Raw genomic sequence first — 19,686 nt, 5'->3', positions numbered from 1 at the left:
CCGGCACCGCCGCCGGCGGCCGGTTTTCCACATGGCACAGTCGGCCCCTCCCCAGCCGCGGTCCGCGGCAGGATGCTGGAACTGCCCGCCAGGGCACGACAATTCGAGACAGGACATGAGAATGAGCGACAACATTACGGTCCGTGGCTTCGTCGCCTCGGAGATCAGAAGTGCAACCACTCCCGGCGGGGTGGCCACGGCGTCATTCCGGCTCGGCGCCACCGAGCGCCGCTACGACCGCGCCTCCAGCACCTGGGTGGATGGCAACACCAACTGGTTCACTGTCCAGGGGTACCGGCAACTGGCCGGCAACATCGGCTGCAGCGTCCGGAAAGGCCAGCGCGTCATCGTTGTTGGCAGGCTCAAGATGCGGAGCTGGGAAAAGGACGGCCGGGTCTATCACGTCGCCGAGATCGATGCCGAGTCCGTCGGCCACGATCTCATGTGGGGCTCTGCCAACTTCACGCGCTCGGCAGCAGGAAACCTCTCAGCCGCCGGGTCGGGAGCCCCCGGTGCACCCGCGGCGCCCGGCATCGGGGATGGCGACGGCAGCGGGCTGCCGACGGATGCCGGCGACGGCGGGGATGCCGGCGCGGACGGTGGTGAAGGCGCGGACGGCGCCGGGCTCCACACGACGTTCATCAATGACGCGAACGGCGAGGAAGAGGAGGTGGACGAGCAAACCGGCGAGCTGAAGGAGGCCGCAGCTTGAATCCCGGGGAACTGCGGGACGACACTGCGGGTCGACTAGACGGACAACTGCGGAACAACGCTGCTGGCCAGGGTCCGGCTGCCCACCGGCCGGGCACCCACAGGTCCGGCTGCCGATGCTGCAGGTGCCGCCGGGCGTGACGGCGGCACCTGCGCCGTCGCCCGGACGCGCAACGGCCGCGTTACCGTCAGCGTGCTGCCGCCTGGCCTCAGGCGGCTGCCTTGTGGGCATCGAGGGCTGAACTGTGCCGTCCACGTCGGTCCGGGGCTGTCCGGCGACGTCAAAGGGCCGATCCCGGGCTTCCGGAATGTGAGTTATCCCGGCCGAACCACTAGATTTGTAGGCATGGCGGAATTTATCTACACAATGACCAAGGCCCGTAAGGCTGTCGGCGAAAAACTCATCCTCGATGACGTAAGCATGTCCTTCTTCCCGGGGGCCAAGATTGGCGTTGTCGGCCCGAATGGTGCCGGTAAGTCCACCATTCTGAAAATCATGGCAGGCCTGGACACTCCCTCCAACGGCGAGGCCCGGCTGAGCCCCGGCTACACGGTCGGCATCCTGCTGCAGGAGCCGCCGCTGAACGAAGACAAGACCGTCCTGGGCAACGTCCAGGAAGGCGTCGGCGAGATCTACGGCAAGATCCAGCGCTTCAACGAGATCTCCGAGGAAATGGCCAGCCCGGACGCTGACTACGATGTCCTCCTCGAGGAAATGGGACAGCTGCAGGAAGCGATCGACGCGGCCGACGCCTGGGACATCGATTCCCAGCTGGAACAGGCCATGGACGCCCTGCGCTGCCCGCCGGCCGATGCCGACGTCACCCTGCTCTCCGGTGGTGAGCGCCGCCGCGTCGCCTTGTGCAAGCTCCTGCTGCAGAAGCCGGACCTGCTGCTGCTCGACGAGCCCACTAACCACCTCGACGCCGAGAGCGTGCTGTGGCTTGAACAGCACCTCTCCAGCTACGCAGGTGCCGTCCTCGCCGTGACCCACGACCGTTACTTCCTGGACCACGTGGCCGAATGGATCGCCGAAGTGGACCGCGGCCACCTGTACCCCTACGAGGGCAACTACTCCACGTACCTGGAGAAGAAGCGTGCCCGCCTTGAAGTCCAGGGCAAGAAGGACGCCAAGCAGGCCAAGCGCCTCACCGAGGAACTCGAGTGGGTCCGCTCCAACGCCAAGGGCCGCCAGACCAAGTCCAAGGCCCGTCTGGCCCGCTACGAGGAAATGGCTGCCGAGGCAGACCGCACCCGCAAGCTCGACTTCGAGGAGATCCAGATCCCGCCGGGCCCGCGTCTCGGCGGACTTGTTCTGGAGGCCAAGGACCTCCAGAAGGGCTTCGATGACCGCACGCTGATCGACGGCCTGTCCTTCACCCTCCCGCGCAACGGCATCGTCGGCGTCATCGGCCCGAACGGCGTCGGCAAATCCACCCTGTTCAAGACCATCGTGGGTCTCGAACCGCTCGATGGCGGCGAACTAAAGATCGGCGATTCCGTCAAGATCTCCTACGCCGACCAGAGCCGCGGCGGCATCGACCCCAACAAGACCCTGTGGGAGGTCGTGTCCGACGGTCTCGACTACATCCAGGTCGGGCACGTCGAAATGCCGTCCCGCGCCTATGTTGCCGCCTTCGGCTTCAAAGGCCCTGACCAGCAGAAGAAGGCCGGAGTGCTTTCCGGCGGTGAGCGCAACCGCCTGAACCTTGCGCTGACCCTCAAGCAGGGCGGCAACCTGCTGCTCCTTGACGAACCGACTAACGACCTCGACGTCGAGACGCTCAGCAGCCTCGAAAACGCCCTGCTCGAATTCCCGGGCTGCGCCGTCGTCGTCTCGCACGACCGCTGGTTCCTGGACCGCGTGGCCACACACATCCTCGCGTACGAAGGCGACGAGGAGAACCCCTCCAAGTGGTATTGGTTCGAGGGCAACTTCGAGTCCTACGAGGAGAACAAGGTCGAGCGACTGGGCCCGGACGCGGCCAAGCCGCACCGCGTGACGCACCGCCGCCTCACCCGCGACTAAGCACGTCCCACAGCGCCACGACAAGGCCGGCTCTCCGCCCCCGGGGAGCCGGCCTTGTGTGTGCCGGTGGACAACCCGGAACCGGCCAGGGGAACGAAGCGTTGAAACCTGTTGCCTGCAGGGGGATCGTGTGGGAGCGTCGAAGTGATCCCGTCGCCCGGGCGACGACGGGCGACAGCGAAGGAGCACGGCATGGGACTGATCCATATCGACCTGTTCACCACGCTCGACGGCGTCGCGCAGGCGCCCGGCGGCCCGGAGGAGGACCCTGCCGGCGGTTTCGCATTTGGCGGCTGGCAGGCACCCCTCTTAGACGAGGTCGTCGGCGAGCAGGTCAAGTCCGGGATGGCGGGGATGGACGCGCTGCTGCTTGGCCGCCGGACCTACGACATTTTCGCCGGGTACTGGCCTCACGCGGACGGTGAGATCGCGCGGCTGTTCAACCGGCTCCCGAAATACGTGGCCTCGCACCGGACGCCGGCCCTCGAGTGGGCCGGCTCCACACTGCTGGGTCCTGATGTCATCGCCGCCGTACGCGAACTGCGCGACCGGCACGAGAACACCCATGTCATCGGCAGTCTCAACTTCGTGCAGACCCTGTTCGCCGAGCGGCTCTTCGACCGGCTCACGCTCTGGGTGTATCCGATCCTCCTCGGCAGCGGAAAGAAGGTCTTCGCCGACGGGGTGGTTCCGACGAACCTCAGACTCATCGAGCCGGTCGTCGCCTCGCCGAAGGGTGCGGTATTCCAGCGCTACGCGCTCGCCGATGGCACGCCCGGCGTCGGCGATATGTCGGCCGTCGGCCAGGAGGGCTAGGGCGCCCTAGCTGCGGTCGGCCTTTCGCATCTGGTGCTGCAGGACTCTGAACTAGATGGCGGTCTGGACGGCGCCCTGCGCTGTGTCCTTGAAATCGTCGTTCTTGAGCTCGTTCGGGACCCGGACCATGCCTTCCTGCGCCACCGTTGCCACGTGCCGGCCGTCCCGGCTGAAGATCCTCCCGGTGGCAAGGCCCCGCGCGCCCTGGGCGCTGGGGGATTCCTGGACGTACAGGAGCCATTCGTCGACCCGGACCGGGCGGTGCCACCACATGGCGTGGTCCAGGCTCGCCACGGACATCCCGGGGGTAATCCAGCTCATCCCGTGCCTGCGCAGAACCGACTCCAGCAGGGTGTAGTCGCTCGCATAGGCCAGGGCCGCCCGGTGCAGGCCGGCGTCGTCGGGCATCGGACCGAACGTCTTCATCCAGACGGCGTTGCGTGCTTCCCTGGGCCCCTCGGCCGAGACGTAGAGTGCCGGATCGACATGGCGGATATCGAAGGGCCGCTCGTAGGCCCAGTGCCGGGCCACGGGGTGATCGAACTTGCCCAGGAGGTCGGCCGTGCTGGGCAGCGATTCGGGGTCCGGGATGCCAGCCGGCATCTCGGACTGGTGCTCGATGCCTTCGTCCTCGGCCTGGAAGGAGGCGATCATGGACAGGATGGGCATTCCCTCCTGATAGGCATGGACCCGGCGGGCCGAGAAGGACCGGCCGTCGCGCAGGCGCTGCACGCCGAAGGTGATCGGCTTGTTGGCGTCTCCCGGCCGCAGAAAGTAGCCGTGCATGGAGTGCACGCTGCGGTCAGCATCGACAGTGCGGCTTCCGGCGACGAGGGACTGCGCCAGGACCTGGCCGCCGAAGACGCGGTGCCTGGGCTGCTGCTGCGAGGGACCCATGAAGATGTCCTCGTCCGTCCGTGCGCCCTCGAGCTCGCCGAGGTTGAGGAGCTGGATGAGCGAGGAGGTGGGGTCCTGCGTGGGGAGCCCCTGCAGTCCGGCTTCGGCTTCAGTCATGGTCTGACTCTAGACGGCCCCGTGACACTGCTCAAAAAGCCTCATGACACTGCTCAACAGCCGGCACCGCTGAAAGGAAGCGCAGCCGGTAGAGTCGGTGGTGTGTCTGATGTCCTAACCCAGCCCCTGCAGTTCACCGATCCCCGCGACCTCGCCGACCTGCGCACTTTCGCCACCCGGGCCAAGTCCATTGACGACGGCGCCATCAGGCTCCAGGCCGCGGGCCCGGTCCTGGCCGCCTACGTCTGCGTGCTGCGGCCCCGGCTCCTCGGCGAATCCACCCCCACCATCCTGGGCCTGCGGACCATGGCGCTGGCGCGGCCGGCGGACACCGACGTGACCGTGCCGCTGTCCGCGGTCCTGGACCGTCTGGCACGGGCGGGGGAACACGACGTCGAACTTCCCGTTCCGGCGGTGACCGTCAGCGAGTCGTGGGCCGGGATCGGCGCGCCGCGGACCGGCTGGGAGCTCCTCGGCACGCTGGGGGACACCGTCCTGCGGGACGCCGCCGAGACCGGCATCCGAGAGATCGCTGCGGTCATCCCGGACAAGCCGGGCGCGCTGATCGTCAACAATGCCCGGGCGGCCGTCTGGGGCCGGGAACTGCCCGACGCCGGCGGTCTTCCGGCCGGCGCCGCGTTCGCTGCACTGACCCTGGGCTTCCTGGCCGACGGCGAGCAGCGGCTCTTCCGGGCCGGGCGGTGGTTCCGCCTCAGCGGCACCCGCGGCCATGTACTGGTCCGGACAGGTTCCGGGCTCTAGGACCATGCGCCGGTGGAGGCGGATTTCCGGCCCTGCTCTTTCGGCTGTCCCGGTCCGGACGTCCCTGCCATACTGAGCGCATGAGCGGTCTATTGGTGCTGGATCCTGCGATTGAGCGACACGTCGGCTTTAATGACGCGTTGCATCCGGACCGCGCCTGGATCCGCATGCTCCGCTTCGCCGTCGGAGTCTTCGTGCTGATCGCCCTCGGCCAGAAGACCTATGACGCCACGCAGCCCGGCAACGACGTAGACGTCTTCCAGCTCTACTCGGAATTCACGGTCCAGTCGAACTTCGTCCTGGGACTCGTGCTCATCGCATCCGCCGTCCGGCCGCGGAGCCGGCTGCCGGGGTGGTGGGACCATGTGTTCGGCGCGCTCGTCTTCTATCTGGTGATGACGGGGATCATCTACGCGGTCCTCGTGGCCCCGCCGGGCGAGCCGTGGTGGAGCTGGGACATGTACTGGCCCCAGCTCGCGCACCACCGCCTGGCTCCGCTATTCGTCGCCCTCGACTGGCTCCTCGTGACGAAGACCGTGCGCGGCAAATGGTGGCGTCCGCTCCTATGGCTCGGCTACCCAGTCGCCTTCCTCGTTTTCTCCTGGGGGCGCGGGGCGATCGACGGCTGGTACGTCTACGACTTCCTCGATCCGACGCTGGACGGCGGGTGGGCAGCCGCGCTGGCGACGACGGCGCAGGTGCTCGTCGCGTTCCTCGTGGTCTCGGTCCTCGTGCATTTCACCGGCAACCGGCGGTGCGCGCTCGCCGCGGGCCGGGAACGGCGCCAGGCACCGGACCGCACTGTGGCGTGAGTTCGCCCTTGGGGTGCGGGCACCTGTTCTTCGGCATGGCCCCGGGCATCGAGGAGCCGCTGGAGCCGGGCCGCGCGGTGACGTAGGCGCACCGATCCGCCACGCAAATGCAGTTGCGATCAGCACCTTGCGAACCCATACCCGGCAGGGTATTCTTTCTCACAGAAAGACCCCGGAGACATTCCCCCAAGTGCCTCCGGGGTCTTTCCCTGTCCCGGTCGTTCCAGACCGCGCTCAGGCCTCCGAGGGGCTGTTCACCATGGAAAGGGCCGCCCGCTCCATGTAGTCCCAGAGCGTTCCCTCGTACAGCGGCGGCAGCTCCAGGGCATCCACCGCGGCACGCATGTGAAACAGCCAGCGTTCCTTGGCCTCCGGTGTCACCCGGAATGGCATGTGGCGCATCCGCAGGCGCGGGTGCCCGCGCTCCTCGCCGTACGTCGTCGGGCCGCCCCAGTACTGTTCCAGGAACATCAGGAAACGCCGCTTCGCGGGGCCGAGATCCTCTTCCGGGTACATGGCGCGCAGCAGCGGATCGGTCGCGACGCCGTCGTAGAAGACGTCGATGAGCTTCACGAAGGTCTCGTGGCCGCCCACGGCGTCGTAGAAGTTGTCCGTGTAGCCGGGCTGGCTGAACGGATCGTTCTGCAGCAGCTGCCTGGGCTGGCTTGGTTCTCCGGCGCTGGGAATCGTCATGTCTCTATTCTCCGGCCTGCTGCGGCGTGGAATCGGCCTCTGCGGCCGGCGGGGCAGACGGCGCGATGTAATTGCCCTGGGAACGGTTGCCCACCCGCAGGATTTCGCCGTTGCGCAGGTACCAGATGGTGCCGTCCTCGGCGCGGACCCGCGTGATCCGCAGGTTCATGGCCTCGACCGTGCCCACCACCTCGGAGGTTTCGATGACATCGCCGATCCCGTACTGGTCCTCGAGCGTGATGAAGATGCCGGCCAGGAAGTCGCGGATCAGCTGCTGGGCGCCGAAGCCGATGGCGATACCGAGGATACCGACGCTGGTCAGTAGCGGTGCAATGTCCACGTTCAGGTATTTGAGCACGTACACGATGGTGAGGACGGCCACCAGGACGCCGACAACGCTATTGAGCAGTGCACCAATAGTGTGGGCCCGCTGGACCCGGCGCTCGTGGTCCAGTGCCCGCAGAGCGGGAGACACCCAGCGGAAATGCCGCTTCTTGAAGAATGTGCTGCCCTCGGCGACACGCTTGGTGATACCGGCGATCACGAAGGACGCCAGCAGCCACACGGTGACGCCGATCCCCAGGGCTATCAGGGCGCCCGGCAGATTGACTGCCGAAATGTCCGGCGGAGTGATGGGATCTGCTGTTGTCATGCTGTACATCGGTGTGGCTTGCTCCTTGATGCTGTTTCCTGCGGGGCTGTTGTTTGCCCTGGGGCTGCTGTTAGCAACCTGCTGGCGTTCGCCGGCCGCATAACGCTCTGTTCTCTTTCAACATTAGCGCCGTACCGTGGCACCCATGCGCATCCTGGTCCTTGGCGGTACGGCCTTCCTCTCTGCCGAAATAGCCCGGTGGGCCATCATGGCCGGGCATGATGTCACCTGCCTGGCCCGCGGGACCCTCGCCGGCCCGCCCGCCGGAGCCACGTGGGTGCGGGCGGACCGCTCGCAGGGGACGGCCGCCTATGCGCCGGTGGCCGCGGGACCTTCAGGCCCGGCGCGATGGGACGCCGTGATCGACGTTTCGCGGGATCCCGTCCAGGCCCGCGAGGCGCTCGAAGTGCTGGCGGGAACGGCCCGGCATTGGACCGTCATCTCCAGCTGCTCGGTCTACGCGGACCATTCGGTTGCCGGCGCGGCCGAAGATGCGCCGGTGCTTCCGCCGCTGGCTCCGGGCACGGAACTGACGATGGAAAACTACGGCGAAGCAAAGTCCGCGATAGAACACTGGGCGCTCGGGCTGGCACGGGACAAGGCGCACCTCTGCCGCGCCGGGCTGATCGGCGGACCCGGCGACGGCTCGGACCGCTACGGATACTGGCCGGCCCGCTTCGCCCGGGATGACGGTCCCGTCCTGGTCCCGGACATCCCTGCCGACCCCACCCAGGTCATCGACGTCCGCGACCTCGCGGCCTGGGTGGTGGCCGCGGCGGAGACCCGCGTCACCGGGGCACTGAACGCCGTCGGCGAGATCGTGCCGTTTGCCGCCTATCTGGAGGCCTGCCGGCGGCTCACCGGCGCGAAGGCCACGGTGGTGGCCGTCCCCGGGGACTGGCTGGCAGGGCACGGCGTGAACTACTGGGCGGGCCCTGATTCGCTGCCGCTGTGGCTGCCGCCCGGCCACGACGGCTTCGCCGCCCGGAGCAACAGCGCCGCCCTCGCGGCAGGACTGTCGCTGCGGCCCTGGACGCAGACACTGCACGACACTCTCGAGGACGAACGCCGTCGCGGTCTGACCCGGGAGCGCAAGGCGGGCCTGGGGCCGGAAAAGGAGCGGACGGTCCTGGCCGCTTTCAGGGATCAGCCGGCCTGAGGCTCCACCGCTGCCGTGGGCTCGTGCAGCACCGGGAAGTTGACGCTGCGGGCGATAAAGCAGACCTTGTTTGCCTCGGTGTGGAGCTCCGCCAGGACGCCCGGGGCCACCGGCTCCGCCACCGTGACACGGGGCTTCAGCGTGACGGACTCAAATTGCCCGCTGCCGTCCCGGTTGGTCCGCATCAGCCCCTCGGCCCGGTCCTGGTAGGCCGTCACCACCACGCCGTGCTTCACGGCCACGTGCAGGAAGGAGAGCATGTGGCACTGCGAAAGCGCGGCCAGGAGCAGCTGCTCGGGGTTGTAGCGCTGGCGGTCCCCGTGGAAGGTCGGATCAGCCGAGCCGCGCAGCACCGGCAGTCCGGGGATCTCGACGTCGTGGTCCCGGGAATACCCGCGATACGAAGAGGTCCCGGCCCCGAGGTTCCCGGTCCAGCGGACAGTTAGCGCATAGCGGTGTTCGTCTAGGCTCATGACTCCAGCCTAGGACACGTCCCCGCCCAACTGGCTCGCAGCAAAGGCCGTTATGGGGGTCCAAAACGGCCCCTGCTGGTAGCTAGTTGGGAGGGCGTCCTATCGGGCGTCGGGGGAGTGTCCTAGCCGACGTCGGCCTGGCGGGCCCGCAGGGCGCGGACCACGCCGTCGCGGTTTTCCAGCATCATCCGGCGCAGAGCGGAGCTGTCCTCCGGCAGCGAGGCCAGGAACTCATCCGTGCGGTCCACGGTGGCCTGCGTGGTCAGCTGGGCCGGGTACAGCCCGACGACGATCTGCTGGGCCAGCGCGTGCGTGCGGTTGGCCACGATCCCCGGGACGGACTCGAAGTACTTCTCGGCGTACGGCTCCAGGAGGGAGGTGTCCAGGACCCGGGTGAAGCCGGTCACCGCGGAGCCCTGCAGGGCGTTGGACAGATCGCCCTTGACCACAATGGATTCCCAGGCCTCGGCCTTCGCCTCGGGCGTGGGGATGGCCGCCTTCGCGAGGGCCGCCGCGTTCTGGCCGGTTGAAGTGTTGTCGTGCGCCAGTTCCTCCTCGATCCCCTCCTGTCCGGCGCGCCCGCCGGCCACGAGGGATGTCAGCAGCTCCCACCGCAAGTCCTGGTCCACGGTCAGCCCGTCGAGGACGCGCGAGCCGTCCAGCAGCCCGGCCACCGTGTCCAGCTGCCCGGCGCTGCGGGCCAGCAAGGCGTAGGACTTCACGAACTGCAGCTGGGCGTCGGAGCCGGCGGCAACCGCCGAGGCGAGGTCCCAGAGCGTGTCGGCCGCGGCCACGGTGGTGGCTTCCTGGTGCTCCTCGGCCACGTAGAAGGTCAGCGTGGTGGCGAGCTGCCGAAGCTGGACCAGAATGACGGAGGAATCGGATTCCTCGGCAATGTTGGCGAGGATCAGGTCGACGTAGCCGCGGGCCGGGGTTTCACCGTCGCGTGCCCCGTCCCATGCCGAACCCCACACGAGGGTGCGCGGGAGGCTCTGGCTGAAGTCCTTCAGGTGGGCCGTTGCGGTGACGAGGGACGCCGGGTCCAGCCGGACCTTGGCGTAGGCGAGGTCGTCGTCATTGAGCAGGATGAGGTCGGGCCTGGCAAGGCCGGCCAGGGCCGGTACCTCGGTGCGCTCGCCGTCGACGTCGAGCTCCACGCGGTGCACGCGCTCCAGCTTGCCGGCGCCGTTGAGGTTGTAGAACCCGACGGCGAGGCGGTGCGGCCGGAGTGTCGGCTCGCTCTCGATCGCCGACTGCACGATGGCAAACGAGCCGATGGTGCCGTCCGCGTCCGCCGAGATTTCCGGAGTCAAAGTGTTGACGCCGGCGGTCTCCAGCCAGAGCTGCCCCCACTTTTCGAGGTCGCGGCCGCTGGCCTTCTCGAGTTCGGCCATGAGGTCGCTGAGCTCGGTGTTCTGCCAGGCGTGCTTGCTGAAGTACTCGCGCACGCCGGACATGAATTCCTCCGGGCCCACCCAGGCGACGAGCTGGCGAAGCACCGAGGCGCCCTTGGCGTAGGTGATGCCGTCGAAGTTCACCTCGACGTCCTGCAGGTCGTTGATCTCGGCGAAAATCGGGTGCGTCGTGGGCAGCTGGTCCTGCCGGTAGGCCCAGGACTTCTCCATGGAGGCGAACGTGGTCCAGGCGTGGTCAAACTCGGTGTTCTCGACGGCGGCCAGGTGGGACATGTACTCGGCGAAGGACTCGTTGAGCCAGAGGTCGTTCCACCAGCGCATCGTCACGAGGTCACCGAACCACATGTGCGCGAGCTCGTGCAGCACCGTGATGGCCCGCCGTTCCACCTGCGCGTCCGTGACCTTGCCGCGGAAGACATAGCCCTCCAGGATGGTCACTGCCCCGGCGTTCTCCATGGCGCCGGCGTTGAACTCCGGCACGAAGAGCTGGTCGTACTTCTCGAACGGGTACGGGCAGCCGAACTGGGCCTCGAAGAACTCGAAGCCCTGCCGGGTGAGTTCGAAGATGTTGTCCGCATCGAGGTACTGCATGAGCGACTTGCGGGCGAAGATGCCCAGCGGCGTGACCTTGCCCTGCGCCGACGTGACCTCGCTGCGGACCGACTGGTACGGCCCGGCGATCAGCGCCGTGACATAGGACGAGAGCCGCGGGGTGGGCGTGAACTCCCAGACGGAGCGGGCGCCGCCGTCGTGGCCGGGGATGGTCTCCACGGGCACCGGGGTGGGGGAGTTGGAGACGACGTCCCAGTGCGAGGGGGCAGTGACGGTAAACGTGAAGCTCGCCTTGAGGTCGGGCTGTTCGAACACGGCGAACATGCGCCGCGAATCCGGGACCTCGAACTGGGTGTACAGGTAGACCTCGTTGTCCACCGGGTCCACGAAGCGGTGCAGGCCCTCGCCGGTGTTCATGTACGGCGCATCGGCGATGACGAGAAGGTGGTTCTCGGCCTCCAGATCGGGCAGCTGAATACGTACGCCGTCGGAGACCTCGGCCGGATCGAGCTCCCGGCCGTTAAGGCTGACGCTGTGCACGGCGTGCGTCACGGCGTCGATGAAGGTCGAAGACCCCGGCTTGGCGCTGAACTTCACGGCCGTGGTGGATCCGAAGACCTTCTCGCCGCGCGTCAGGTCCAGGCTGACGTCGTAGGACTCGACGTCGATCAGGGCGGCGCGCTCGCGGGCTTCGGCGCGGGTCAGATTCATACCGGGCAAGGGGGCCTCCAGAAGAAGTCGGATACTGCCGGCCGGCCGCAGCCGCCGGCGATACTGTGAAATTATTCTTTCACGACACCGGCCCGTGGCAAGTCAGCCCGCCCACAAAGTCTTGCGCCGCGACGTCTCCGGCCACGGGTTCGCAGCTCCGGCCAGGGGCAGCCCGTCCCGCAACTGGCAGGCCCGCCGCACCGCCGGCCCGCCGAGGTGCAGGCCCGCCGCACTACCGGATCGCGGCACGTGCTGCCGGGGGTAGCGTTGGAGCATGGGAAAGTTCCGGGACTCAGTCGATGTCAGGGCGCTGCGCTTTGCCATCGGATTCCCCCTGATGCTGGCGGCCGGATTCGTGGTGTGTGCCTTTCTGGTGCGGCCTGATCTGCCCGAGCCGCTGGCCGTCCGCTGGACCGACGCCGGTGCCGCCGACTTCGCGCCGTTCGCCGCGGTCACGGGGGCCGGTGCCGCGCTGATCGTGGTGGTCGGCTGGGCGGTGCTGCTCCAAGCCGTGCCGCTGTCCCGGCCGGCGATGATGCGCCGCATCATGATGGGCGCCGGCTTGTCCATGAGCCTCTTCGTCACCACCGTCCTCGCCGCCATGCTCGTGGGCCAGCTGGGACTGTCCGACGCGCGGGGATCCCACGTGGATGCCTCCGTCCTGGCGCTCGGCAGCGGCGCGGCCGTCGGCCTGGGCTTCGTCATGGGCTTTGTCTTCAAGGCCGACGAGCGCTGGTCTGTCGATGACGACCTCGCCATGCGGCAGGCCCTCGAACGCGAACAGGACCCGGACCTGGCCCGGGACAGCGTCAGGCTCTGGGTCCACGCCCGCAGCTCGATCTTCGTCATGCTCGGCATTGCCACGCTCCTGCCCTCCGCCCTCCTCACCATTGCCGTACCCTGGCTGGCCGTGCTCCTGGTGACCGTCGGATTGCTGGCTGCGGCGTTCCTGTTTGCCCGGATCAGCGTTGACCGCAGCGGGCTGCGGGTCTTCGCGGCCGGGTTCGTCCGGGTCATGGACGTTCCGGCTGCGGCCATCGACGCCGCCACGCCTCGGGACGTCAGGGCCGGGGACTACGGCGGGTGGGGATACCGGATCCACGGCAACACCACGGCTCTGCTGGTCAGCAGCGGCCCCGCCGTGGTCATCGACCGCGCGGACGGGCGCCGTCTGGCGGTCAGCAGCGGAACCGCGGTCTCGGCGGACAACCTTGCCCGCACCCTTTCCCGGGTGGCGGCCAGGGCCCGGCGGAACGGGGAGACACCCGCTGTGTGACACCCGCCGTGTAACACAGGCGTGTAACACGGGCATGTAACACGACAGCCCGGTGGGGAGCCGGGTCCCGTGCGGCACCTTCCCGGAAGACCCGGCCTAGTAGGCTTGGACCAGCCCCCAACCGCCCCCGGCCGCCGCCCGGCGCCGCAACTGAACGGAATCGCCGTGACCACTTCTGACTTCCCGCGCGTGCACATTGCCACCGACCACGCCGGCATGGAGCTCAGCGCCCACCTCGTCAGCCACCTCAGCGCCAAGGGGTATGAGGTGGTGGACCACGGGCCCAAGGTCTACGACGCCCTGGATGACTACCCGTCGTTCTGCATCAACGCCGCCCTCGCCGTCGTCGCTGACCAGGAAGCCGGCACCCACGCCCTGGGCATCGTCCTCGGCGGCTCCGGTAACGGCGAGCAGATCGCCGCCAACAAGGTCAAGGGCGTGCGCGCCGCGCTGGCCTGGAACCTGTCCACGGCGCAGCTCGCCCGCGAACACAACGATGCCAATGTGGTTGCCGTCGGCGGCCGCCAGCACAGCGTGGACGAAGCAACCGCCATCATTGAGGCCTTCCTCACGGAGCCGTTCAGCAACGACGAACGCCACGTCCGCCGGATCGGCAAGATCGCCACCTACGAGCGCACCGGCGAGGTTGTTGAGTAGTGCCGGAAGGGCACTCCGTCCACCGGCTGGCGCGCCAGTTCGGTGACGTTTTCACCGGGGAGAGGCTGAGCGTCTCGAGCCCGCAGGGACGGTTCGCGCCCGGCGCCGCCCTGCTGGACGGCCACGTCATGGAGGCCGCGACCGCCCACGGAAAGCATCTGTTCCTCGAGTTCGACCACGGCGTGGTCCTGCACGTCCACCTCGGCCTCTACGGCGCCTGGGATTTCGGCGGGGATGCCACCTTCCGCGGCTCGTCCAGCATCGGCGCACCCCGGAAGGTGGGGGAGCGGGAAATGTTTGACGACGACGCCGAACCCGCCGGGGCCGTGCGTGCCGCCACATCGGCGGCTTCCCCTGCATATGCGGGGCCGCCGGCACCCGTGGGCGCCGTCCGCGTGCGCCTGGTGAGCGGACATGGCTGGGCGGATCTGCGCGGCGCCACCACGTGTGCGGCGATCACGGGGGCCGATGCGGCGGCAGTCCTGGCCCGCCTGGGTCCGGACCCGCTGCGCAACCTGCCCGGGGACCGGGACGCCTTCGCCGCCGCCCTGGGCCGAAGACGCACGCCCGTCGCGACCCTGCTCATGGACCAAAAGGTGATTGCCGGCGTCGGGAACGTCTACCGTGCCGAACTGCTGTTCAGGCAGCGCCTGAACCCCTGGCTCCCCGGGGCCGGACTGTCTCCGGAGGCCGCGCGCCGGCTTTGGGACGACACCGCGGCCATGATGTCCGACGGCGTCCGGGACGGCCGGATTATTACGACGCCGCCGCAGTACTGGACCGGCTACCCGGGCCCGCCGGCCGGCGTGCTTCCGGAACCGCAGGAGGCGCACTTCGTCTACCGACGGCACGGCCTGGACTGCCGGGACTGCGGGACCCCCGTGGCGCTCACGGAGCTGGCGGCGCGGAAACTGTACTGGTGCCCGCAATGCCAGCAGGCCTGAGCCGGCATGTTCCGCGGCATCAATCAGTCATGTGGGCAGGCACGGATGCCGATCATGGGGGCGGGGCCTGAGAAAGAGGAAGGACGCCCGGAATCCCAGGAAAAGTGCAGGAAAAGCGCATGAAAAAGCCCCTCCGGAGAGGGGCTTTTTTGTTGCCTCGCGGCTGTTGTGGAGGGGACGACGGGAATCGAACCCGCGTAATCAGTTTGGAAGACTGAGGCTTTACCATTAAGCTACGTCCCCAGGGTGATGCCGGATTTTTAGTCTTGCGACAGCAAGAGCATTTCCAGCAAAACTTCCGGGCGGCTGTTCAAGCCGGATACAACTAAACCTAATGCAGGGCCCCGGTGTCAAATGTGCAAATTGGCACAGTATGACCGTAGACTGTTCTGTGCACTTACGGGGTGTAGCTCAGCTTGGCTAGAGCGCCTGCTTTGGGAGCAGGAAGTCGCAGGTTCAAATCCTGTCACCCCGACTCTGCAAGCACTGCCAGCACGTGGCAATGCAGAACCCCATCCCCCCACACCAGGAGTACTTAGACTGTGAAGAGCGCTGTCGAGAACCTCACCCCCACGCGGGTCAAGCTCAATGTTGAGGTCCCCTTTGAGGAATTGAAGCCCAGCATCGCAGAGGCATACAAGACTGTTGCTTCGCAGATCCAGGTCCCCGGTTTCCGCAAGGGCAAAGTCCCCTCCAAGCTCATTGACCAGCGCGTTGGCCGCGGCTACGTCCTGGAGACGGCCATCAACGAAGGCCTCAACGGCTGGTACCAGGCCGCCGTGCAGGAAACCGGCATCCGCCCGCTGAGCCGTCCCGAGGTTGAGATCACCGAGGTTCCGGACCCGTCCGCCACCGACGGGGAGCTCAAGTTCCACGCCGAGGTTGACGTCCGCCCGGAGATCGAACTGCCCGACTACGCCGGCATCAAGGTTGAGGTGGCCGCCGCTGAGTCCTCCGACGCCGACGTCGACAAGGCCCTGGACGAGCTCCGCGGCCGCTTCGGCACCCTGAAGTCCGTCGACCGCCCCGCCGCCGATGGTGACTTCCTCACCATCGACATCGCTGCCTCGATCGACGGCGCAGAGGTCGACTCCGCAGCCGGCCTGTCCTACCAGGTTGGCGCCGGCACCATGCTCGAAGGCCTCGATGAGGCCGTCACCGGCCTCAGCGCCGACGAGGACGCCATCTTCGACACCACCCTGGTGGGCGGCGACCACGCCGGCGAATCCGCTCAGGTCAAGGTCACCGTCAAGGCCGTCAAGGAGCGCGAGCTCCCCGTCGCCGACGACGACTTCGCCCAGCTCGCCAGCGAATTCGACACCCTCGCCGAGCTCCGCGAGGACCTCGCCAAGCAGGCCGCCGAGTCCAAGGTTGTGGAGCAGGGCGTTGAGGCCCGCGACAAGGTCCTGGACAAGCTCGTTGAGCTCGTCGCGGTTCCCGTCCCGGAATCGATCGTCGAAGAGCAGCTGGAGCAGCACTTCAGCGCCGAGAACGCCCACGGTGAAGGCGAGCACGACACCGAGGAGCACCGCGCCGAGGTCAAGGCCAACACCGAGCGCGCTTTCCAGAACGAGATCATCCTTGACGCGATTGCCGAGAAGGAAGAAGTCAACGTCAGCCAGAACGAGCTGATCGACTACATCGTCACCACCGCCAGCCAGTACGGCATGGACCCGAACCAGTTCGCCCAGATCATCGACCAGAGCGGCCAGGTTCCCATGATGGTTTCGGAGGTCCGCCGCCGCAAGGCGCTGGCCGTCGTCCTGGGCCAGGCCGAGGTTACGGACTCCGAGGGCAACAAGGTTGACCTCAGCGACTTCGTCCGCCCCGGCGACGAGGCTGCTCCGGCCGCCGAGTCCGTTGAGGAAGAAGCTTCCGAGGAAGCAGCAGCCGCCGAGGCCACGCCGAGCGATGATCCCGCAGCTGTGAAGTTCTAGCATCACCTCTGACGGCCCCCGGATCACCGATCCGGGGGCCGTCTGTTTTAAGCCCGCTCGGCCGCTCCTCCGGGACCCGCCCCGCGGGGTCCGGCCAGTCGTGCGCCGTCAGCGAACAGCCCCGCGCCTGCGCACAAACGGTCCGTGAAAACCGTTAGTGTCCATGTAGGAAAGTTCAGTGATGTCGTTCAGTGACGTCACCGTCGCCAGCGAGAGGTAAGTACATATGTCACAGCAAGCAGGGGCACCCCGGATGGCCACGGTCGATCCGGCAGCCCAGGATAACTACATTTACAACCGCCTGCTGAAAGAGCGCATCATCTGGCTCGGCTCCGAGGTCCGCGACGAGAACGCCAACGCGATCTGCTCGCAGCTCCTGCTGCTTTCGGCAGAGAACCCTGAGAAGGACATCTACCTCTACATCAACTCGCCCGGCGGCTCCGTGACCGCCGGCATGGCCATCTACGACACCATGCAGTTCATCCCGAACGATGTAGTCACCGTGGCGACCGGCCTGGCCGCGTCCATGGGCCAGTTCCTGCTCTCCTCCGGCACCAAGGGCAAGCGCTACGCCACCCCGAACGCCCGCATCCTCATGCACCAGCCCTCCGGCGGCATCGGCGGCACGGCGTCGGATATCAAGATCCAGGCCGAACTGATCCTGCACATGAAGAAGGTCATGGCCGAGCTCACCGCGGACCAGACCGGACAGAGCGTGGCGACCATCCTCAAGGACAACGACCGCGACAAGTGGTTCACGGCAACTGAAGCCCTGGAATACGGCTTCTTCGACAAGATCGCCGCGCACGCGGGATCTGTGGCCGGTGGCGGCGGAACCAACGCCAACGGCAACGCCGGCGGTTCTGCCGCAGGCACACCCACCGAGAACTAACCGGCAGGTAGCGAGAAATGACTTCAGGAGCAATGAACATGAACTACAATTTCGGATCGACTGCCGGTAACCTGCCGAGCAGCCGCTACGTCCTGCCGCAGTTCGAAGAGCGCACTCCGTACGGCTTCAAGCGCCAGGATCCCTACACCAAGCTGTTCGAGGACCGCATCATCTTCCTCGGTGTCCAGGTGGACGACGCCTCGGCCGACGACATCATGGCGCAGCTGCTGGTGCTGGAGTCCACCGACCCGGACCGCGACATCACCCTCTACATCAACTCGCCGGGCGGCTCCTTCACCGCCATGACCGCGATCTACGACACCATGACGTACATCCGGCCCGAGATCCAGACCGTCTGCCTGGGCCAGGCGGCCAGCGCAGCTGCCGTGCTGCTCGCGGCCGGCACGCCGGGCAAGCGACTGGCCCTGCCGAACGCCCGGGTCCTGATCCACCAGCCGTCACTCTCCGGCGGCCAGGGTGGTCAGGCGTCCGACCTGGAGATCCAGGCCGCCGAAGTCATGCGCATGCGCGCCTGGCTTGAAGACACGCTGGCCAAGCACTCCGGCCGGACGCCGGAAATGGTCAACAACGACATTGAGCGGGACAAGATCCTCACTGCCGCCGAGGCCATGCAGTACGGCCTCATCGACCAGGTCCTGGATTCCCGCAAGATCAAGCCCCAGGCGATCACGCGCTAATCAACAAACTACGACGCCGGTGCGGCACCTTCACAAGGCCGCACCGGCGTCCGCTTTCCACCCAACAGGCCCAAAGTGACCTAGAGTGGAACATGTCACAGCCAGCAGCAAGCTACTAAAGGGGTTCACACATGGCTCGGATTGGCGAGAGCACTGATCTGCTGAAGTGTTCTTTCTGCGGAAAGAGCCAGAAGCAGGTTCGCAAGCTCATTGCCGGGCCCGGCGTCTACATCTGCGACGAGTGCATCGAACTCTGCAACGAGATCATCGAAGAAGAACTCGCCGAAGTAGCCGACCTGGGCAGTTTCGAACTGCCCAAGCCCCGCGAGATCTTCGATTTCCTGCAGGAATATGTGATCGGGCAGGAACCCGCCAAGCGTTCCCTCGCCGTCGCGGTGTACAACCACTACAAGCGGATCCAGGCCGGCCATGCGCCCAAGAGCGGCAGCCTCGCCGACGGCGTGCACCACGACGACGTCGAGATCGCCAAATCAAACATCCTGCTGATCGGCCCCACCGGCTGCGGCAAGACGTACCTGGCCCAGACCCTGGCCCGCCGCCTCAACGTCCCGTTCGCTGTGGCCGATGCCACGGCCCTGACCGAGGCCGGCTACGTCGGCGAGGACGTCGAGAACATCCTCCTTAAGCTCATCCAGGCCGCCGACTACGACGTCAAGAAGGCCGAACAGGGCATCATCTACATCGATGAGATCGACAAGATCTCGCGCAAGAGCGAAAACCCGTCCATCACCCGGGACGTCTCGGGCGAGGGCGTGCAGCAGGCGCTCCTGAAGATTCTCGAGGGCACCGTCGCCTCGGTCCCGCCGCAGGGCGGCCGCAAGCACCCGCATCAGGAATTCATCCAGATCGACACCACCAACGTGCTCTTCATCGTGGCCGGTGCCTTCGCGGGGCTTGAGGACATCATCGGCTCCCGCTCCGGCCGCAAGGGCATCGGCTTCGGCGCCCCGCTCAACGAGGTCAAGAACACCACGGATTCCTACGGCGAGGTCATGCCGGAAGACCTGCTCAAGTTCGGCCTGATCCCCGAATTCATCGGCCGGCTGCCCGTCATCACGACAGTCTCGAACCTGGACCGTGCGGCGCTCATCCAGATTCTGTCCACGCCGAAGAACGCCCTCGTCAAGCAGTACCAGAAGATGTTCCAGCTCGACGGCGTCGAACTTCTCTTCGACGAAGAGGCGCTGAACATGATCGCCGACCAGGCGCTGGAACGCGGCACGGGCGCCCGCGGGCTCCGGGCAATCATGGAGGAAGTGCTGCTACCGGTCATGTTCGACCTCCCCAGCCGCGATGACATCGCCAGCGTCGTCATCACGTCCGATGTGGTGGCCAAGAAGTCCCAGCCCACGATGATCGCCCACGACGTCGTGGCCAAGCGCCGGAATAAATCCGCTTAGTTAGTCGCTAGACACCAGTGGTGCGCCATGAGTGCGCCATGCCCCGAAGACTTTCCCGAGGA

Annotated in this window: 18 protein-coding genes and 2 tRNA genes; 14 read left to right on the top strand and 6 right to left on the bottom strand. The window is 67.0% G+C overall.

Annotated elements, in window-relative coordinates; all coding sequences use genetic code 11:
• Nucleotides 1-121: 121 nt before the first annotated feature.
• From LDO15_RS13585 to LDO15_RS13575, 3 genes are all read left to right on the top strand, one after another.
• Complete coding sequence (locus tag LDO15_RS13585) at nt 122-712, top strand: single-stranded DNA-binding protein (protein ID WP_223979488.1); 591 nt, start codon at nt 122-124, stop codon at nt 710-712.
• Between the two features lie 345 nt (nt 713-1,057).
• Nucleotides 1,058-2,740 (top strand): energy-dependent translational throttle protein EttA, encoded by a 1,683-nt coding sequence (gene ettA / locus LDO15_RS13580; RefSeq protein ID WP_223979487.1) that lies wholly within the window; start codon nt 1,058-1,060, stop codon nt 2,738-2,740.
• Between the two features lie 192 nt (nt 2,741-2,932).
• Nucleotides 2,933-3,556: a dihydrofolate reductase family protein gene (locus LDO15_RS13575; RefSeq protein ID WP_223979486.1), complete on the top strand. Its 624-nt coding sequence runs from the start codon at nt 2,933-2,935 to the stop codon at nt 3,554-3,556.
• A 51-nt stretch (nt 3,557-3,607) separates the two neighbouring features.
• Here the strand turns inward: LDO15_RS13575 and LDO15_RS13570 are convergent, their stop codons facing one another.
• Nucleotides 3,608-4,570 (bottom strand): acyl-CoA thioesterase II, encoded by a 963-nt coding sequence (locus tag LDO15_RS13570; protein ID WP_223979485.1) that lies wholly within the window; start codon nt 4,568-4,570, stop codon nt 3,608-3,610.
• Between the two features lie 102 nt (nt 4,571-4,672).
• Here LDO15_RS13570 and LDO15_RS13565 point away from each other — a divergent pair, with 102 nt between their 5' ends.
• Together LDO15_RS13565 and LDO15_RS13560 are read left to right on the top strand one after the other, a co-directional pair.
• On the top strand, nt 4,673-5,332 hold the full coding sequence (locus LDO15_RS13565) for a hypothetical protein (RefSeq protein WP_223979484.1): 660 nt from the start codon (nt 4,673-4,675) through the stop codon (nt 5,330-5,332).
• Between the two features lie 80 nt (nt 5,333-5,412).
• Complete coding sequence (locus LDO15_RS13560; protein WP_223979483.1) at nt 5,413-6,144, top strand: Pr6Pr family membrane protein; 732 nt, start codon at nt 5,413-5,415, stop codon at nt 6,142-6,144.
• A 234-nt stretch (nt 6,145-6,378) separates the two neighbouring features.
• On the opposite strand, the gene LDO15_RS13555 is transcribed toward LDO15_RS13560, so the two are convergent.
• Both LDO15_RS13555 and LDO15_RS13550 read right to left on the bottom strand, forming a co-directional pair.
• Nucleotides 6,379-6,837 (bottom strand): globin, encoded by a 459-nt coding sequence (locus tag LDO15_RS13555; RefSeq protein ID WP_223979482.1) that lies wholly within the window; start codon nt 6,835-6,837, stop codon nt 6,379-6,381.
• A gap of 4 nt (nt 6,838-6,841) precedes the next feature.
• Nucleotides 6,842-7,498: a mechanosensitive ion channel domain-containing protein gene (locus tag LDO15_RS13550; RefSeq protein ID WP_223979481.1), complete on the bottom strand. Its 657-nt coding sequence runs from the start codon at nt 7,496-7,498 to the stop codon at nt 6,842-6,844.
• A 136-nt stretch (nt 7,499-7,634) separates the two neighbouring features.
• Between LDO15_RS13550 and LDO15_RS13545 the strand changes: the two genes are divergently transcribed.
• Nucleotides 7,635-8,648 carry an epimerase gene (locus tag LDO15_RS13545; protein WP_223979479.1) on the top strand — a complete coding sequence of 338 codons (1,014 nt, stop codon included), beginning with the start codon at nt 7,635-7,637 and terminating at the stop codon, nt 8,646-8,648.
• On the opposite strand, the gene LDO15_RS13540 is transcribed toward LDO15_RS13545, so the two are convergent.
• Both LDO15_RS13540 and pepN read right to left on the bottom strand, forming a co-directional pair.
• The gene (locus tag LDO15_RS13540; RefSeq protein WP_223979477.1) at nt 8,636-9,121 is read right to left on the bottom strand and encodes an OsmC family protein; all 486 of its coding nucleotides are present in this window, start codon (nt 9,119-9,121) and stop codon (nt 8,636-8,638) included. The two genes, LDO15_RS13545 and LDO15_RS13540, sit on opposite strands and share 13 nt — an antisense overlap.
• A 122-nt stretch (nt 9,122-9,243) precedes the next feature.
• The gene (gene pepN / locus LDO15_RS13535) at nt 9,244-11,799 is read right to left on the bottom strand and encodes an aminopeptidase N (protein WP_223979475.1); all 2,556 of its coding nucleotides are present in this window, start codon (nt 11,797-11,799) and stop codon (nt 9,244-9,246) included.
• Between the two features lie 274 nt (nt 11,800-12,073).
• Between pepN and LDO15_RS13530 the strand changes: the two genes are divergently transcribed.
• The 3 genes from LDO15_RS13530 to LDO15_RS13520 all read left to right on the top strand — a co-directional run bounded on the left by LDO15_RS13530 (nt 12,074) and on the right by LDO15_RS13520 (nt 14,676).
• Complete coding sequence (locus LDO15_RS13530; RefSeq protein WP_223979473.1) at nt 12,074-13,075, top strand: hypothetical protein; 1,002 nt, start codon at nt 12,074-12,076, stop codon at nt 13,073-13,075.
• Nucleotides 13,076-13,240: 165 nt separating this feature from the next.
• The gene (locus tag LDO15_RS13525; protein WP_223979471.1) at nt 13,241-13,732 is read left to right on the top strand and encodes a ribose-5-phosphate isomerase; all 492 of its coding nucleotides are present in this window, start codon (nt 13,241-13,243) and stop codon (nt 13,730-13,732) included.
• Complete coding sequence (locus LDO15_RS13520) at nt 13,732-14,676, top strand: DNA-formamidopyrimidine glycosylase family protein (RefSeq protein ID WP_223979470.1); 945 nt, start codon at nt 13,732-13,734, stop codon at nt 14,674-14,676. The genes LDO15_RS13525 and LDO15_RS13520 overlap by 1 nt, the downstream gene beginning before the upstream one ends.
• 169 nt (nt 14,677-14,845) lie before the next feature.
• On the opposite strand, the gene LDO15_RS13515 is transcribed toward LDO15_RS13520, so the two are convergent.
• A tRNA-Gly gene (locus LDO15_RS13515) sits at nt 14,846-14,919 on the bottom strand.
• Nucleotides 14,920-15,076: 157 nt separating this feature from the next.
• Between LDO15_RS13515 and LDO15_RS13510 the strand changes: the two genes are divergently transcribed.
• The 5 genes from LDO15_RS13510 (at nt 15,077) to clpX (ending at nt 19,624) form a co-directional block, all read left to right on the top strand.
• Nucleotides 15,077-15,151 (top strand) — tRNA-Pro (locus LDO15_RS13510).
• A gap of 67 nt (nt 15,152-15,218) precedes the next feature.
• Entirely contained in the window at nt 15,219-16,613 is a 1,395-nt protein-coding gene (gene tig, locus LDO15_RS13505) for a trigger factor (protein WP_223979468.1), read from the top strand.
• 253 nt (nt 16,614-16,866) lie between these two features.
• Nucleotides 16,867-17,505, top strand: a complete 639-nt coding sequence (locus tag LDO15_RS13500; RefSeq protein WP_223987376.1) for an ATP-dependent Clp protease proteolytic subunit — start codon at nt 16,867-16,869, stop codon at nt 17,503-17,505.
• A 38-nt stretch (nt 17,506-17,543) separates the two neighbouring features.
• The gene (locus tag LDO15_RS13495; protein WP_223979466.1) at nt 17,544-18,203 is read left to right on the top strand and encodes an ATP-dependent Clp protease proteolytic subunit; all 660 of its coding nucleotides are present in this window, start codon (nt 17,544-17,546) and stop codon (nt 18,201-18,203) included.
• 131 nt (nt 18,204-18,334) lie between these two features.
• Complete coding sequence (gene clpX / locus LDO15_RS13490; RefSeq protein ID WP_223979464.1) at nt 18,335-19,624, top strand: ATP-dependent Clp protease ATP-binding subunit ClpX; 1,290 nt, start codon at nt 18,335-18,337, stop codon at nt 19,622-19,624.
• Nucleotides 19,625-19,686 lie beyond the last annotated feature (62 nt).

Origin of the sequence: Arthrobacter sp. NicSoilB8, assembly GCF_019977355.1 — a bacterium.
Lineage (GTDB): Bacteria > Actinomycetota > Actinomycetes > Actinomycetales > Micrococcaceae > Arthrobacter.
The sequence above is the reverse complement of the archived record's forward strand: the minus strand, read 5'-3'. Positions and strand labels throughout refer to the sequence as shown.

Coding starts and splice junctions, on each gene's coding strand:
- LDO15_RS13585 (WP_223979488.1), top strand. CDS start 122: ATGAGCGACAACATTACGGTCCGTGGCTTCGTCGCCTCGGAGATCAGA.
- ettA (WP_223979487.1), top strand. CDS start 1,058: ATGGCGGAATTTATCTACACAATGACCAAGGCCCGTAAGGCTGTCGGC.
- LDO15_RS13575 (WP_223979486.1), top strand. CDS start 2,933: ATGGGACTGATCCATATCGACCTGTTCACCACGCTCGACGGCGTCGCG.
- LDO15_RS13570 (WP_223979485.1), bottom strand. CDS start 4,570: ATGACTGAAGCCGAAGCCGGACTGCAGGGGCTCCCCACGCAGGACCCC.
- LDO15_RS13560 (WP_223979483.1), top strand. CDS start 5,413: ATGAGCGGTCTATTGGTGCTGGATCCTGCGATTGAGCGACACGTCGGC.
- LDO15_RS13555 (WP_223979482.1), bottom strand. CDS start 6,837: ATGACGATTCCCAGCGCCGGAGAACCAAGCCAGCCCAGGCAGCTGCTG.
- LDO15_RS13550 (WP_223979481.1), bottom strand. CDS start 7,498: ATGTACAGCATGACAACAGCAGATCCCATCACTCCGCCGGACATTTCG.
- LDO15_RS13545 (WP_223979479.1), top strand. CDS start 7,635: ATGCGCATCCTGGTCCTTGGCGGTACGGCCTTCCTCTCTGCCGAAATA.
- LDO15_RS13540 (WP_223979477.1), bottom strand. CDS start 9,121: ATGAGCCTAGACGAACACCGCTATGCGCTAACTGTCCGCTGGACCGGG.
- pepN (WP_223979475.1), bottom strand. CDS start 11,799: ATGAATCTGACCCGCGCCGAAGCCCGCGAGCGCGCCGCCCTGATCGAC.
- LDO15_RS13530 (WP_223979473.1), top strand. CDS start 12,074: ATGGGAAAGTTCCGGGACTCAGTCGATGTCAGGGCGCTGCGCTTTGCC.
- LDO15_RS13500 (WP_223987376.1), top strand. CDS start 16,867: ATGGCCACGGTCGATCCGGCAGCCCAGGATAACTACATTTACAACCGC.
- LDO15_RS13495 (WP_223979466.1), top strand. CDS start 17,544: ATGAACTACAATTTCGGATCGACTGCCGGTAACCTGCCGAGCAGCCGC.
- clpX (WP_223979464.1), top strand. CDS start 18,335: ATGGCTCGGATTGGCGAGAGCACTGATCTGCTGAAGTGTTCTTTCTGC.